The following is a 16,633-nucleotide window of genomic DNA, read 5'->3' as shown; positions in this document are numbered from 1 at the left end:
TCCCATTTTCTGGCAAGTTTGATCATTTGATCAGGACCTGGAAGGGTGCGTTTCCTGTACGCTTTTTGAATGGCAGCGCGGATTCCATAATCTCCTGTCGGCAGGACGTTAGGACGGCGCAATGCAAACATCAAAAACATTTGGGCGGACCACACGCCTATGCCTTTCACGCGCGTGAGATGTTCAATAACATCCTCATCTTTCAATCCTGGCAATTGTTCGAAATTCACTTCACCATTTTTTGTTTTCGCGGCAAGATCCCGTATGTAACTGAGTTTTTGTTTCGACAGTCCCGCTTTTCGCATCTCCTCTTCGGTTAACGACAGAACAGATTCCGGAGTTACCTTACCGCCGGCCGCAAGTTCAAAGCGCTCATAAATGGTCCGCGCCGCTTTTCCGTTCAACTGCTGGTACACAATCGCGCGCGTTAGCGATTCAAATGTCGGTTCGGCATAAGCAGGCTTGAGAGGTCCTACGCGTTTGATAATTCCGGCGATCACAGGATCGTTTGCTTTCAGATGAAGAACTGCTTTTCGCATACCTCAATCCTTTTTATGTTTCACATCAAAAATTCGAATCTGACCTTCAGCTCGCGGCTCAAAAACGAGAGAGTCCTTGAGAGCATAAAGATCATCTTCCATAAAAACGGGAATCACCGGAACGTCCTGGATAACAATTTCTGCCGCGCGGTGCAACATTTTCTTTCTCTCACGATCACTAAGCACCTGGTTGTGGCGCTCGCAGATACTATCCAGCTCGGGATTTGAATACCGGCCGTAATTGCCCATTCCATAAGTGCCATCGGGCGTGTGCAGGTTGAATTCGTAAAACTCTCCCGCATCCCCGCTGCTGCAATCCCAACCTACCAGAAACAAATCGCTTTTTCCCTGCTCAACAAGATCGTAGACTGAGCTCCGCGGCATGGAATTTAATGCGAGCCTGATCCGGATCTTCTCCAGCTGATTCTTGACAAACATGGCTTCTCTCACGCGCGATTCGCTGAAATCAAAGCGGGAATCAAATCCGTTTGCATAGTTCGCTTCTTCCATCAGTTTTTGCGCTGAACGAAGATCGTAATGAGGCATCGCAATGTCGGGATGGTAACCGAAAACAATCGGAGCAACCGGTTGTGTAGGGACTGATCCGTAGCCCTGCAGAATCTTTCTCACCAGCTCTGGCTTGTTGATTGCGAACGCAATCGCTTTTCTTACTCGTAGATCTTGAAATGGATTGGATTCATCCTTTCGCAGATGAAATCCAAGATAGTAAACCGCCAAACCTGTCCTTCGAAAAACCTGGACCCGCTCAACAGGGCCCTGGGCCATATAAGATGCAATCGAATAGATGATATCCGCCTGACCGTGGGCGAGCATTTGCCAGCGTTTGATAGCGCTTGGCACGGACCTGAATTGCACAGATTTGAATTCAGGCATTCCTCCCCAATAATTTTCGTAAAACTGTAGCTGCATATCGTTCGGCGGTTCCCATACGGTCACACGATACGGCCCTGTTCCTACAAAAGGGAAAGAGCCTGTCTCTTTTTTGACGAAGACGTAGAGAAAGGGAAGCTTAATCGGAAGCACATAGGACGTTTCCGTAATCAAATCGATCGTAAGATTGTCTACCGGCACGAAGTCTTTTACCGGTCGCAGAAAACTGGAAGTTTCGTAGCCTGCATCCTTTATATGTGTAAAAGACTGGCGCACAATTTCGGCGGTCAAGGGCGTCCCATCATGGAAGTGGACACCTTTTCGAAGATGAAAACGCCAAACCTCAGGTTGCGGATTTTCCCAGGAAACTGCAAGGCCAGGCTTCAGATGCAGGTCCTTATCCAGCAGAACAAGCGGCTCAAAGACGTTAAACAAAACCGAATCTGTTACTGAATCGTAATCTTGATTGGGGTTCTGAGTTTGAGGGGCATCCCATAATAGGACTGTAAGCGAATCATCTTTAGTATTCGTAGGTTGTTCACAAGCGGGGAAGGAAAACAAGAATAGAACCGGAAAAACAATCAGCTTCCTGAACATTGTCTCTATGATCATATATGCAATTGCTGCATTTCAAATAGCAAGTTGCTTCCTGGAATTTGGGCGTGCTTTATGAAGCAAATTCCGTTACAGTATTCATTCACAAAGAAAAATTGTAATAAGGAGTGGGGAAAATGTTACACCTGCAAAAGTTCACTGTAGGTGCGGTGCTTGCCGCCCTGTTCATCGTCTTTGCGGCGCCGCAAGCCGGCGCAGATTTGTCGAAGGCAGATGAACGTGAGGTGAACAGCTATCAATTGACGGAAAAGAAACTAGCGCAATTTGGACAAGCAACCAGGAACCTGGTAGCTCTAGCCCAAAAGGACATAAAGATCTGGCAGAAACCCCCGGTCGTTGATGCGGAAGAAGGTGCTGGTTTAACAAAACTTGCTAAAGAATTCGATAAGATTCCCGGAGTGAAAAAAGCTGTCGAAGATGCGGGCATGACCTCTCGCGAATACTGGGTCTTCCATTTGGCTATGATCTACGGAGCGACCGGGCATATCGTGCTGAAATCGGGTGGAAAGCTACCTGAAGGATATTCCAAAGCGAACACAGATTTCTTTGCGAAGCACGAAGAAGCTTTTAAGACAGTTGATAAGGATCTGAAGATTTTGCAGGAACTGAGCCAGCAAGCGGAAGCGGAAGAAGATGATGATGAGGAGGATGACGAAGAAGACGAAGACGAAGAAGAAGATGATGATGACGATAAGTTAGCCGTATTGTTAAAATAGTTGACAAAGTCAACTATTTTTAGGGTTTGTATGAATTCAATAAACTGGAAGGCGGTGCTGGTCGGTTGGGGAATTGACATTGCTGCCAGCACAATATTTATAACCGGTTTGACTGTTCTTATCGGAGTTGCCTACGGAGTTTCAGGCAACCAGCATAAAGTCCAGGATGTTTTCAATTCAAAGGATTTTCTCATTTATTCACTAATCTTCGGTCTACTCTTCACAGTGGTGGGAGGATATGTTGCGGCGCGTATCGCTGGTCGCAGAGAGATTCTGCATTCTGTGATAGTTGGAGTTCTCAGCATACTTACCGGTCTTGGGTGTTCTCAGATCGGATCGGCCCAGGCGATACCTGGCTGGTTTACAACGATTTCACACATCATCACAATTCCTGCGGCGATGCTTGGCGGATTTGTCCGGGCAAAGCGGATACTTTGATTCTATTCGGCAGCGTGGTCGAGAGCGTAGAGTGCCATCATGAATACGCAGATCGTGAATCCGAAAAGGAGCGCTCCTTGGATCAAGAGAAGTGTTGCATTTCCTGAGCCAAGCGTTGCGAATCGAAATAAATCGGTCAGCCAGGTTACCGGATTCACGCGCGCGATCCATCGAAACCAGTTAGGGAGCCTTTCCAGTGGATAGAACATGCTGCTTGCGAACATTAGCAAAATGTAGCAAAGGCTGGTGATGGTATTAAAAATATCCATCCGCCGGATCCGCAATGCGAGCGAAGCGAAGAAGAAAAACCATGCTGCTGTGCCTATAGATGTGAATAGGAAGATCCATGGCGCGAACTCATTTCTGATCCGAACGTTCAAGATCAATGATCCTGCCAGCAGAACGAGAAAATTCCCTGCAAGACTCAACCCGATATTGAATAGAATTTTTCCAATCACCAGCTCCGTGCGGCTTACCGGATAAGTAAGAAGCTCATAGAAGATTCCATTTTCGCGTTCCATAAAGAACCGCCACGATGTATTCATCGCCACGCCAAAACAGGTCATGGATAAGATTCCAGGAACGAAAAAGGAAGCATAGTCTTCGCTGCTTCCCGCAAAACTTCCACCGATCGATTGTTGAAAACCGTAACCAAAGATCAACAGGTACGCAATAGGCACGAAAATATCCCAGATGAGGAACGCTACGTTCGTGATGCGAAATTTGTATTCGCGGTAGAGGACTCGCAGGAAACCTGTCATGATTGCTCAGAACGTGACTGAATCAAGTCGATGAAAATATCTTCCAGATCCACACCGCGCATCTCAAAATGATCTATTTTGGTTTCTTGCGACAACTGAGCAAGAGCCGCAAGTATGGACGCTTCCTCTCCGATCACATTCATTTCAATCACATCCCCTTTTACGCTGAGCGCCTGCGGCTGCAGAACTTTTAATTTTTCTTCAATTCCTTCCGGCGTTTCCACCGTCAGACTGATGTGAAAACGTTTCTGCGTTAGATTCTTGAGCGTATAAAAATCTCCACTTGCAATCGTTTGTCCCTTGTTCAGGATTGCGATTTCGTCGCAGAGCGCTTCCGCTTCGTTCAGAAGTTGTGTGGTGAGCAGAATTGTTTTTCCATCATTTGCGAGCTTCTTGAATACTTCGAGAGTGCTTCTTTTCACCAGAGGATCCATGCCGGTGGTTGCTTCATCCAGAAAGATTACAGGAGCGTCTACAAGAAGTATTTTTGCAACTTGAAGTCTGCGCCGGGTCCCCATGCTCAGATCCTGGGCGATTTCCTTTTGTTTGTCTTTTAAGTCAAATTGCTCCAGCAAAGACTCCATTCTTTTCGTTACAGTTTTGAGGGTGAGCCCGTGAAGAACCCCGTAAATCAAAAGATTGTCCCGCACGGACGAAAGCGGTTCCACAGCAGTTTCCTGCAACACAACGGAGATCTGTTTCCGGACTGCCACAGGATTTTGAAGGATGTCATGTCCCATAATTCTCGCTGTCCCTGAATCAGGCCGGAGGATGGTTGTGAGCATCCGCACCAGAGTTGTTTTTCCTGCGCCGTTCGGCCCCAGTAACCCGAAGATCTGGCCGGCGGAGACACGCAGGTTGAGCTCCTTTACGGCAAAGATCTTACGTTTATCTTTCGTCATGAAACTGCGCGAAAGATTTTGAGTCTCGATTGTATGCATTCAGGAAATTTTAGATGAAATCTTTTGAGCATGCTAGAAGCCTGCGGCCCATAATGCAGGCGAGGACGCCTACGCTCCGTTCCGCGAAGAATTAACAAACGCATAACACTTTTTAACATTCTCATAATACCTTCTGGCTCCGCGCTGAATAGTATTGAAAGCAAGAGCACATCCGGAGGAGTTAACATGCGTAGCTATTTCAAGTTGTTTTTCATTCCGTTCCTTCTAACAATAGCAGCCGATGCTGAAGTCAATCTTTCGCAACCGGTGTTTTACAATGCAGGAGCCATTCCTGTAAGCCTTGCGGTTGGCGATCTTGATCAAGATGGCGATCCGGATGTTGCGGTTTTGAATCGTCAAGGTCATTTAAGAGTATTTCTAAATAACGGCGCTGGTTGTTTTTCCTCCTTTTTAAACTTTGCGAAGATGTGGCCGGCAACAACAGATGGGTCGTGGCCGGGTTTTCCCAGTATGGTGGATTTCGCCATTTCAGATTTTGATGGAGACGGGCGGAACGATGTGGCGGCAACATGGGGCGAGAACCTTGGAGTGGTCTCCTTTGCCAGGAATCGTGGGAATGCCGCCTTCGATGCGCCCGCCAATTTCAGGGCGTGCGGACATGTTGCCTATCTTACAGCAGCTAACTTGAATCAGGATTCCACAAGAGACATTGCTGTGACAAGCACCTGTTTTAAAACAACTGTCTTGTTAAATGATGGCCAGGGTCGTTTTGCTATGAATGGCTCTTTCGGCCAGGGATACACATCGGGTGAACTGGCATCGGGTGATCTGGATGGAGATCTGGATCAGGATATTGCGTTCCTGAATGTTGGAATTTCCAATGTCGCCTTGGTTTTCAATGATGGAAATGGAACTTTTTCAAATACGGGCGGCTATAGCACTGGCGATAATCCTCACGATCTTGTTCTTGCAGACCTGGATGGCGATCGTGATCTGGATATTGCCACCGCAAATTTCTACAGCAACAACGTATCACTATTGTGGAATGATGGTTCCGGAGTTTTTCCGGCGCGAGCTGCTCTTGGGGCTGGTTCTGGTCCAGACGGTATCGCGAGTGGCGATTTGAATCAGGATCGCCTGGAGGATCTCGCAATTGTGAATCGTAATGGTTATGACCTACTCATTTTCTTGAATCAGGGGAACAAAGCTTTTTCTCCACCGAACCGTCATGCAACCGGCCAAACTCCGAATGATGTAGCAGTGGCCGATCTGAATCGTGATGGAAAAAACGATGTCCTTGTGTTGAATCATTTCACTGAGAACTTAGCCGTGTATCTAAACCAGGCGCAGGCCTGTGCCACTCCTCCTCCAACAACCGTACCTAACAAGATCGAAGTTCCGTTCTTTGTAAAGGGAGTAATTAGCAATCGCCAGCGCCTGGTCTTTTTGAATTGGAGTGACGTGCGGTCCGGTTCGCTTACGGTCTTCCGCAACGGCCGTAAATTTTTGACAACCGCAAATGACGGCTATCACTGGGACGATGTCAGCAAAGTGAAAGGGCAGACATTAAAGTACAAAGTATGCGAAGTCGCTCCTTTTGATTCTTGTTCTGCTGAATTGTCCGTAACCTTCTAATTGTGGTGGCGCGGGCGGGGCCGCCCGCACCACAGCTCCGTTCACGTCATTTTCGTAGCAATTCACCCCTGTGAAAACGATCCCGTGATTCCTTTGTGATACGGTAGAAGTCATGAGCAATGTTCATGGCGTTTCGTGATCGCAGGATTCTTTTTGCAGCAAACCTATTCATTGTCGCCACTATCTTTGGCTTCGCAACAACGATTGACTCCTTCACAGGCTTGTATCTGTGGGACCGACCTTTCGACTTAAGGTATGCTTACTGGGAGTTTATCGGTTCTTACCTCTGGCTTCTCCTGATCGCGCCGATCGCCTACCTTGTGCGTCACTATCCTTTAAAAAAGGGAAAAGTTCTCCGGCACGGAATTCTTCATATTCTTGCCAGTATTGTGGTAGCCGCGACTCATCTTTGCGGACAGTTTTACCTCGGCGAACTGATGTTTAGTTTCCTCGGATATCCTTGTCCACCTTTGAATTTTGCGGACCTGGGTCCGACTATTTACAAGCTGACCTGGCGCATTCCTGCTTATCTGGTGATTGCGACTATCTGTCACATGCTTGCCGTTTACCACCGATTGCGGGGTGAAGAATTAAAAGTTGTCCATCTCGAATCAGAACTGGCTCAGGCGCGTGTGAAGGCCTTGAAGACTCGAATCAATCCGGAGCTGATTTTCCGCGCTTTTTCGGAGATTGCGGCGCTGATTCATCAGGATACTAAGAAGGCCACACAAAAAATTGTAAAACTAGCTGACAATTTGCGCAGCTCAATAAGTTTCCCTGTTGATAGGAAGTCGCTCCCCAGTCCTTGCGGTCCTTCGGAGAAACCAGCCGAGATTCAGTGGGGATGGATGTCCCTGTGCTGGATTGTTGTAGGTCTGTTTTTTACTGCGCGCATGGAACTGCTCCGTTTCATGCAGGGCAGTTCTTTGTCATGGACCGGCCTTGTCTTCTTGAATGCTCCGTGGCTTCTGTGGGCAGTACTAACACCTTTCTTGTTGCGACTGTGCGAACGTTTTCCATTGGAATCAAAACAGTTGGCGAAGAGTCTTTCCGTTCACATACCTCTCAGTTTGTCAGTTTGGATTTTTACGATGATCTCAGCAGTGATCACACAGAATGCAATCAACGAAATGACGGGGAAGCCGTCGAAAGATCTTTTGCTGGATGCTACCGGCGCAGGGCTCACCAAACACCTTTTGATTTACTGGAGTTTTGTTTTCTTTGTAACCGCAAATCGTTATTACTCTCGTTACGTTCAAAGAGAACTGACTGTATCTTCTCTTCAGCTCCAGCTATCTTCAGCTCATCTACAGGCGCTGAATATGCAGCTCCACCCTCATTTCTTATTTAATACGCTCCATGCTCTGATCGGCCTGATTCAGGAAGACCGTGATGCGGCGCAAAGGATGCTGCAACAGTTGAAGAACTTTTTCCAGTTGACCCTTCAGCAGATGACTGTACAGAAAGTGCTGTTGCAGAAAGAGCTTGAATTCTTGAAATACTATCTCGATATACAGAAAACCCGCTTTCAAGACCGACTTGTAGTTAATGTTGAGGCAGATCCCGCAGCGTTGGGAGTTCCTGTGCCTAACTTGATTTTGCAACCACTTGTGGAGAATGCAATCAAGCATGGAATCGCTCGCAGGATGCAGCAGGGCGAAATCCAGATTAAAGCCTCGATAGTGGAACGCAATTTGCACATATGCGTGGAGGACAATGGACCGGGTATAGCACAAACGAATTTGAAAGAGGGAATCGGGATGTCAAACACACGCGAACGCTTACTGAATTTTTACGGTGGCTCTTTTCGTTTTGAAGCGGGAAATTCGGCAAATGGCTTCAGGGTATTGATTGAGATTCCAGTCGAATCTACAAAACGGGAAGTCGCATGACAACCGCGGTGCAACAGATTACGGCCATCATCGTGGATGATGAGCCGCTGGCCCGACGCATCATCCTGCGTTACCTGGGAAATGACCCGGAAATCAAAGTGATTGAACAATGCGGAGGCGGATTGCCTGCATTGGACCTGGTTCATCAGCTGCAGCCAGATCTTCTGTTTCTAGATGTTCAAATGCCGGGGATGAACGGTTTTGAGATGCTTCAATCACTTGATACTGACAAAGTTCCCTTCATTATATTTGTAACAGCTTACGATGAATTTGCCATTCAGGCTTTCGAGGTGCACGCTCTCGACTATCTTCTGAAGCCCTTTGATGAAGAACGGTTCAAGAAAGCATTGCAGCATGCAAAATCCCGGATTCGGCTGCTTTACCAGAGTCAGTTTATGGAGCAGGTCTCTGCCTTGTTGTCCGAGTACCGGGATAAGGAGCGGCGCCGGACAGCTGTGTATCCCGCCCGTTTAGAAATACGATCAGCCGGCCACATCAGTTATGTAGAGGTTCAGGACGTAGATTGGATTGAAGCTGCGGATAACTATGTGGTTTTTCATACTCCGTCCGGATCTCATTTAATGCGCGAAAGCATGAACCGGATCCAGACACAGATGGATCCCGGAAAATTCATCCGCGTGCACCGTTGCGCCATTATCAATTTGGATCGCGTTCGTGAGCTCAAAACCACACGCTTCGGCGCCCGCATTGTTGTGCTGCAGAATGGCAGAGAAGTGCGAGCCAGTCGATCTCAGAAACTCAAGCTGGAAGAATCCCTGAAAACAAAGTAGCGCGGGCGTCCCGCCTGCGGAACTGCGCAGACGCGACGTCCGCGCTACATCGATTATTTGGATTTCAACAACCTGCATGATCCAACAGTTTGAATCGGGCGGATCCTTCGATTTCCGCTCACCCCAATTCTTTGCAATTGATGACAATTCTCAGTAGTTCGCCCAAATCCTGAAAAAGTGGCGAGGCGGTTGCAACAGCCGGAGGTGTTCAAAACAACTACTAAAGTATTCGAATGAATCAACTTTAAGGAGGAAACATGAATAAAAAGTTCTTGCTGATCGTTGCACTGGGAATGATTCTGATAGCTGTTCCAGCCTTTTCTCAGGTGGCAACAAGAGCAGGATCCATTTTCGGCAAAGTCGTTGACGACAAAGGCGCGCCGTTACCCGGCGTAAGTATCACGCTTGAATCTTCTGAGATTCAGCCTCAGGTCGCAACGAGTGGTCCGACCGGCGGTTTCCGTTTCGCGAACCTGCCTCCGGGAACCTACGCTGTGACGTTTACGATAGAAGGCTTCACAGAAGTGCGTCAAGAAGACGTGCGGGTTTCCATCGCCGGTTCGGTGAATCTGGAAATCACGTTGAAGCCGACACTGGCAGAGGAATTTGTCGTTGTCGCTGATACACCGGTGGTGGACACCAAGAAGACCGGTAATGAATCCACATTCAACCGTGAATACTTGGATAAAGTTCCCAGCGGTCGCGACCCGTGGGTCATCATCGAACAGACCCCCGGTGTTGATAATGACCGTATTAACATTGCGGGTTCCGAATCGGGACAACAAACCGGTTTCTTCGCCAGAGGCGCTTCCGATGCAGATAACGTCTGGAACTATGATGGCGTGAACACAACGGATCCTCTCGCACTTGGCACAACGCCCACTTACTTCGACTTCGATGCTTTCGAAGAAATCCAGATTCAATCTGGAGGTATGGATGCATCGGTTGGAGCAAAGGGTGTTGTCGTAAACCTTGTTACCAAGCGGGCCGGAAATAAGTGGGAAGCGAATGCTTCGTACTATTTCGTGAACGATTCTCTGCAGAGTGACAACACTCCGCAAGAACTGCTCGATCTTCCGCCGATCGCCGGCCAACAGCGGATCCGGTCGAACCGGATCGATCAGGTCTATGATTGGGGCTTCGACATCGGTGGCCCGATTGTAAAAGACAGGCTTTTTGCATGGGGTGCCTATCGGAGAAACCAGATCGATCTTTTCACCAGATCGACCAATCCATTTACGGGAGAATCGATCTCTGATAAGACAAAGTTGACTGATATCAACTTTAAAGCGAATTTCAATGCGAATGCCGCCAATGAATCGCAGTTTGGATACTTTGACGGAGCGAAGGAAAAGGATGGCCGTGGTTTCATTCCACCGACTCAGTCGGAAGAAACCTTATGGCAGCAGGGCAACCCCGGAACGATTCTGAAAGGAATCTGGACCGGTCAGCATACGTTCATTCCTAATGACCATACGATCGTAAACGGCCGTTATGGTTACATTGGAAATAGCTTTGAGCTTGCTCCCAATGGGGGCGGTTGCGAAGCGAATAAGCCATGCGAAATTCCGATGATCTACCTGGCAGCAGTTCCGCGCTGGGAAGATACATCTTTTAACGTGAGCCCGATTGATCGTCCAACCCATGATTTCAACGCAGACGTGAACTGGTTCAAAGAGAACTGGGGCGGTGGCGATCATGAGTTCAAGTTCGGTTTCGAATATAAAGCGTCCGAAGGTCATACATTCAGTAGCTATGGAAATGGCGCGTTGATTGTTGACTATGGTCAGACTCAAGCACGTGGTCCACTGACGTACGGCGCCATTTATGCGCAACGGTTTCTCAACGGTACGGTGAATTACTATCGTGCCAGCGGTTATGCGACAGACACATGGCGCCTGGATCGGTTAACGTTGAACCTCGGATTCCGTGTGGACAGTGCATCTGGTGAAAACCAGGCAGCTTCCATTCCTGCACCTGGCGGATTTGATGTATTCATTTCCGGCGTAGATTTCGCAGGAAATGACCGCAGTGACGTTTACACAGATATCTCTCCGCGTATCGGAGCCACATATGATGTAACCGGCGACGGCAAAACCATCGTTCGTGGCAACTTTGCCCGCTATTACGATGGTTACACAGTTTTCTACGATACGTACGCGAATCCAACCTATTCGTATAACGGGGTCATCCTATATTACGAGAACCTGAACGGTGACCGAATCATCACACCCAACGAGGTTGTTGTAGGTGGATATTACGGTGGAGCAGCCCCCGGTCCATTCGATCAAGCCCAGTTCGATGCCTTAAAGCGAATTGGTGATATCGAATCTGCGGTGACAGATGAGTTTGTATTAGGGTTCGAACGGGAAGTGATTAAAGACCTCGCAGCGTTCGTATCTTTTACTCACCGCAACTACGACAAGTTCACCCAGCCGGTACCTTTCGGTGTAACTGCTGAGGATTACGTTCCAGTGGGAGTGTTCCATTTCGCCCATCCGGATTTTGGAACGTTTGACATTCCATTCAGTGACATCGCTTTCGAACATGATGGCACACAGATTCTGAAGACAATTGACGGCTACACCCAGACCTACGATGGTGTTGATTTGGGCGTCAGAAAGCGCATGAGCAACAACTTCATGTTGAATGCCTTCATCACTCTGCAGCGCCAGAAAGCCCACTATGACGGTGGAGATTCTTTCTTTGTCGTCACAGGTGACGGTATCGGCGCCAGAACTGTTTACGCCGATCCTTCGCTTGTTCCTGGATTTTACGATGACCAGCCGTATGCATTTGTCAGCGGCGGCAGCGGCAAAACTGGTGTGTTTCCGTACGCTGAATGGACCTTTCGCGCAAGCGGTATCTATCAAGCTCCCTGGGATCTCAGCTTTGGCGGATTCATCCGTTATCAGCAGGGATTCCCTCAGCCTCTGTTCGGTCAGGTTGGCTCAGGTCTTAACCTGTCAAACTTCTACGCAGCCGGACGCTTGATCCTGCTGGAACCAATCGGCGCGCGTCGTTATGAAAACATCTTCACGTTGGATCTGAACGTACAGAAGGTGCTTGAACTCTCCGATTACGGTCGTATCACATTGGGCGTTGACGTGTTCAACGTAACCAATAGCAACACCGTTATTCAGAGAGAACGCCGTGTAACTACTGGTACCTTCAACGCATTGCAAGAGAACCTCTCGCCTCGCGCAGTTCGTTTGGGTTTCAAGTACAGCTTCTAATTTGTAGGGGCTGCGCATTCGCGTCTTTTGTGAATGCTCAGCCCGGTTTTATTCGGGCGCAGCATTTGTGTTTTTTACAAATGCGGCGCCCCTACCGTACTCATGGCTTCTCCGTTAGAAGCGGAGACAAAGGGGCAATCAACGGTGATTGCCCCTTTCCTTTTTGATGTGTGGAACGCAACTTGCATTTCGTTTAACGGTCATGGGTGATTATCCATCCCGTCTGGAGATCCGGTCGGTGAGACATGTTATTTATGTCGAAACACAGGAAATAGACTGGATCGAAGCCGCGGATAATTACGTTATCCTGCACACGATTTCCGGATCCTATTTGATGCGCGAAAGCATGACGCGCCTGGAAGCAAGGCTGGACCCTCAAAAATTTCTTCGCATTCACCGCTCTACGATCATTAACTTGAATCGAGTCCGTGAGCTCAGAAGCAGACGGTTTGGAGACCGCCTGGCTGTAATGCGCGATGGGACAGAAGTGCGCGTCAGCCGTGACCGGAAATTCGTACTGGAGCAATCCCTCAAACAGTTGTGAACTGCGCAAAAATTGGATTCATCCCCACGATTTAATCCAACTGATTGAATCATTCTATTTAAAACTTTCCATCCTTTAGCAACCTGTAACATTCTTCAAGCAATTCACCCAAATTTCCGGAAAGTGGCCGAGCGGTTGCACTGGCTACTAACGTATTCGAAAGGAAAGGAGCCTTAAGGAGGAAATATGAATAAGAAGTTTTTTCTGATAGTTGTACTGGGAATGATCGTCTTCATCAGCGCGGCCTTTTCCCAGGTCTCAACTAAATCAGGAACAATCTATGGAAAGGTGATTGACGAAGATGGCGGACCGCTACCCGGCGTCAGTATCACGATTGAATCTGATTCGACGCCGGCTCAGATGGCGATCAGTGGTCCGAGTGGAGCATTTCGGTTCGCAAATCTTTCTCCCGGAAAATACTCCGTAACATTTTCGTTGGAAGATTTTACGGAACTGAAGCATGAAGCTGTTCAAGTTTCGATTGGTGGTTCGGTAAACCTGGAGGCGAAACTCAAGGCCTCATTCAAGGATGAAATTACGATTACCATCGATGATGCGGAGCTTGTTAGTCGTACGAAAACGGGGAATGAAACCACATTCAGCCGCGAATATATGCAAAAAGTTCCCAGTGGTCGCGACCCCTGGACCATGATTGAACAAACGCCCGGCATTGATAATGACCGCATCAACATTGCTGGTTCCGAATCGGGACAGCAGACCGGTTTTTTTACCCGTGGAGCTTCATTTGCAGACAACGCCTGGAACTACGACGGCGTGAACGCAACGGATCCGATTGCGCTCGGCGCGACGCCCACCTACTACGACTTTGATGCGTTTGAAGAAATTCAAATTCAATCCGGTGGTATGGATGCATCCGTGGGATCGAAGGGTGTTGTAGTGAACCTTGTTACCAGACGCGCCGGCAACAGGTGGGAAGCGAATGCTTCTTACTATTTTGTCAACGATTCTTTGCAGAGCAACAATACTCCTGATGAACTGATTGCGCTGGGAGTAGAACGCTCCAACAGAATCGATCAAGTTTACGATGTGGGTTTCGACATCGGCGGTCCGGTTATAAAGGACAGACTCTTTGCGTGGGCTGCATGGCGCAGGAACCAGATCGATCTTTTCACAAGGGTGACTGATCCGAAAACTGGAGAATCACTGAGTGACAAGACGAAGTTAACCGACTTGAATCTCAAAGTGAATTTCAATGCGAATCCCGCGAACGAATCGCAGTTTGCATACTTTGACGGCGCGAAGGAAAAAGATGGCCGTGGTTTCGATCCGCCAACACAGGCACAGGAAACATTGTGGCAGCAGGGAAGTCCCGGTACGATTCTCGAAGGAATCTGGACCGGCCAGCATACTTACATTCCGAATGACCATACGATCATGAACGGTCGCTATGGCTACATAGGATTGAGCTTTGAGCTTTCTCCGAATGGTGGAAATTGCTCAGCCGGCGCGCCCTGTGAGGTTCCGATGATCTTCCTTGCGGCAATTCCGCACTGGGAAGATACCTCGTTTAATGTCAGCCCGATTGATCGTCCCTCACATGATTTCAACGCGGATGTGAACTGGTTCAAAGAAGACTGGGCCGGTGGCGATCATGAATTCAAATTCGGATTTGAATACAAAACGTCCGAAGGTCATACATTCAGCAGCTATGGCAATGGCGCGCTGATTATTGACTACTATCAGCAGACTTCAGGCGGTCCACTGATTTCTGGTGGCATCTATGCTCAGCGTTTTATCAACGGTGAGATGAATTACTATCGCACGAGTGGTTACCTAATAGACACATGGCGCAAAGATCGCTTAACGTTGAATCTTGGATTTCGCGTTGATAGTGGATCAGGAGAAAACCTCGCAGCATCGATTCCCGCTCCGGCAGGATTCGACGAATTCATATCCGGCGTAGACTTTGCTGGAAATGATCGTAGTGATGTTTTTACCGATATTTCTCCGCGCCTCGGAGCAACGTACGACATTACCGGAGACGGCAAAACCGTTATGCGCGGCAACTATGCGCGCTACTACGACGGCTATACACCGTTCTACAATACATACGCCAATCCGACATACACCTACAACGGAGTGGTTTTGTACTACACGAATTTGAACGGTGACCGAATCATCACTCCCAATGAGATCGATTCCGTAGGAGGTTACTACGGTGGAGCAGCTCCAGGTCCATTTAATCAGAATCAGTTCGACTCTCTCAGAAGAATCGGTGATATCGAGTCCGCCGTGACCGATGAGTTTGTTGTTGGATTCGAAAGGGAAGTGGTAAAGGATCTAGCGCTTTATGTGTCCTTTACTCACCGGACTTACGACAACTTCACTCAGACAGTTCCGTTTGGTGTTACAGCAGAAGATTACGTTCCGGCCAGTACTTTTCACTTTGCGCATCCGGATTTTGGAACGTTTGATATTCCGTACATGGATATTAATTTTGAACATGATGGAACACAGTTGTTGAAAACCATCGACGGCTACACACAAACTTACGACGGCGTTGATTTTGGCGGTAGAAAGCGCATGAGCAATAACTTCATGCTGAATGCTTTCATCACTTTGCAGCGTCAAAAGTCTCACTATGATGGTGGAGATTCTTTCTTCGTCGTTACCGGTGATGGCATCACTGCACGCGCGGTTTATGCCGATCCTTCGCTTGTTGGCTTCTACGATGACCAGCCTTACGCATTTGTGAGCGGTGGAAGCGGAAAGACAGGCGTGTTTCCGTACGCTGAATGGACATTTCGGGCAAGCGGTATTTATCAATTGCCGTGGGACATGAGCCTGGGCGCGTTTATACGATATCAGCAAGGCTTCCCCTTCCCGCTCTTTGGCCAGGTCAGTTCAGGAAATCTGTTCCTGTTCTACGCTCCGAACGACCGGCTGGTTTTGCTTGAACCGATCGGTGAACGCCGTTATGACAACATCTTCACGTTGGATTTCAACCTGCAAAAGGTGTTCGAGCTGTCCAATTACGGTCGTGTCACTCTTGGTATCGACGTGTTCAACGTAACCAATGAAAACACCGTTGTTCAAAGACAACGCCGTGTGACTACGAGAACCTTCAATGAACTGCAAGAAAACCTTTCTCCCCGCGCGGTTCGTTTGGGATTCAAGTACAGCTTCTAATTTGTAGGGGCTGCGCATTCGCGTTTTTTGCGAATGCTCAGCCCGTTCCTGCTACAGACTCTACCGTTTCTGTTGGAACCAGAGTCCCATCACCCGGCCGTCCGGGTCTTCGAACAAGGAAAAAGCTCCTACATTGGGGATTCCATGCGTTCGACAACAATCTTGCCACCGGCATCCTTGATCTTTTGCACGCAGGTTTCCAAACTATCTACATCTATATATAGAGACATGTTTCCGGGCTACGGACCCTCCTGGGGTGTCATAATCCCACCGTTGATGCCTCCCTGGCCTCCCGTTTCGACTAAACGGTAGTTCATTTCCGGAATGTGCTGCACCTTCCAATCAAATACCTTTTCGTAGAACTCAGAGATTTTCGACGGATCTTGGGACCAAAATTCCCAGTGAACAACCGGTTTTTCCCATGATTTTTCTCCTTCCATGTGAATAGTGTAATCTCACACCGGTTGGCCGACATTATTTATTGACATATCGATAATTTCTGTATATTCTGAAATACATGAAG

At 48.2% G+C, this 16,633-nt stretch carries 13 protein-coding genes; 8 read left to right on the top strand and 5 right to left on the bottom strand.

Annotated elements, in window-relative coordinates; translation table 11 throughout:
• Positions 1–539: DNA-3-methyladenine glycosylase 2 family protein (locus L0156_25795; protein ID MCI0606412.1), on the bottom strand; the 539-nt coding region annotated here is incomplete at its 3' end.
• A gap of 3 nt (positions 540–542) precedes the next feature.
• Positions 543–2,042, bottom strand: a complete 1,500-nt coding sequence (locus L0156_25790) for an ABC transporter substrate-binding protein (GenBank protein ID MCI0606411.1) — start codon at positions 2,040–2,042, stop codon at positions 543–545.
• Between the two features lie 119 nt (positions 2,043–2,161).
• Between L0156_25790 and L0156_25785 the strand changes: the two genes are divergently transcribed.
• Together L0156_25785 and L0156_25780 are read left to right on the top strand one after the other, a co-directional pair.
• Positions 2,162–2,761: a hypothetical protein gene (locus L0156_25785; protein ID MCI0606410.1), complete on the top strand. Its 600-nt coding sequence runs from the start codon at positions 2,162–2,164 to the stop codon at positions 2,759–2,761.
• A 30-nt stretch (positions 2,762–2,791) separates the two neighbouring features.
• Positions 2,792–3,199, top strand: coding sequence for a hypothetical protein (locus L0156_25780; GenBank protein ID MCI0606409.1), 408 nt, complete (start codon positions 2,792–2,794; stop codon positions 3,197–3,199).
• A 2-nt stretch (positions 3,200–3,201) separates the two neighbouring features.
• Here the strand turns inward: L0156_25780 and L0156_25775 are convergent, their stop codons facing one another.
• Together L0156_25775 and L0156_25770 are read right to left on the bottom strand one after the other, a co-directional pair.
• A complete protein-coding gene (locus L0156_25775; protein MCI0606408.1) occupies positions 3,202–3,960 on the bottom strand; it encodes an ABC transporter permease in 759 nt (252 codons plus the stop codon).
• A complete protein-coding gene (locus L0156_25770; protein ID MCI0606407.1) occupies positions 3,957–4,862 on the bottom strand; it encodes an ABC transporter ATP-binding protein in 906 nt (301 codons plus the stop codon). The genes L0156_25775 and L0156_25770 overlap by 4 nt, the downstream gene beginning before the upstream one ends.
• A 225-nt stretch (positions 4,863–5,087) precedes the next feature.
• On the opposite strand from L0156_25770, the gene L0156_25765 reads away from it, so the two are divergent.
• The 6 genes from L0156_25765 to L0156_25740 all read left to right on the top strand — a co-directional run bounded on the left by L0156_25765 (position 5,088) and on the right by L0156_25740 (position 16,110).
• A complete protein-coding gene (locus tag L0156_25765) occupies positions 5,088–6,497 on the top strand; it encodes a VCBS repeat-containing protein (protein ID MCI0606406.1) in 1,410 nt (469 codons plus the stop codon).
• A 125-nt stretch (positions 6,498–6,622) separates the two neighbouring features.
• Positions 6,623–8,389, top strand: a complete 1,767-nt coding sequence (locus L0156_25760; protein MCI0606405.1) for a histidine kinase — start codon at positions 6,623–6,625, stop codon at positions 8,387–8,389.
• Entirely contained in the window at positions 8,386–9,180 is a 795-nt protein-coding gene (locus tag L0156_25755; protein ID MCI0606404.1) for a response regulator, read from the top strand. Before L0156_25760 ends, L0156_25755 begins: the two co-directional genes overlap by 4 nt.
• 257 nt (positions 9,181–9,437) lie before the next feature.
• On the top strand, positions 9,438–12,416 hold the full coding sequence (locus L0156_25750) for a TonB-dependent receptor (protein ID MCI0606403.1): 2,979 nt from the start codon (positions 9,438–9,440) through the stop codon (positions 12,414–12,416).
• Positions 12,417–12,582: 166 nt separating this feature from the next.
• Positions 12,583–12,960, top strand: coding sequence for a LytTR family transcriptional regulator (locus L0156_25745; protein ID MCI0606402.1), 378 nt, complete (start codon positions 12,583–12,585; stop codon positions 12,958–12,960).
• A 186-nt stretch (positions 12,961–13,146) separates the two neighbouring features.
• Positions 13,147–16,110 carry a TonB-dependent receptor gene (locus L0156_25740; protein ID MCI0606401.1) on the top strand — a complete coding sequence of 988 codons (2,964 nt, stop codon included), beginning with the start codon at positions 13,147–13,149 and terminating at the stop codon, positions 16,108–16,110.
• Between the two features lie 239 nt (positions 16,111–16,349).
• Here the strand turns inward: L0156_25740 and L0156_25735 are convergent, their stop codons facing one another.
• Positions 16,350–16,550: a hypothetical protein gene (locus tag L0156_25735; GenBank protein ID MCI0606400.1), complete on the bottom strand. Its 201-nt coding sequence runs from the start codon at positions 16,548–16,550 to the stop codon at positions 16,350–16,352.
• Positions 16,551–16,633: the final 83 nt, after the last annotated feature.

The organism is bacterium, from assembly GCA_022616075.1.
GTDB lineage: Bacteria > Acidobacteriota > HRBIN11 > JAKEFK01 > JAKEFK01 > JAKEFK01.
Note: the sequence above shows the minus strand (reverse complement) of the source record. Positions and strands in the feature narration are given on the sequence as shown.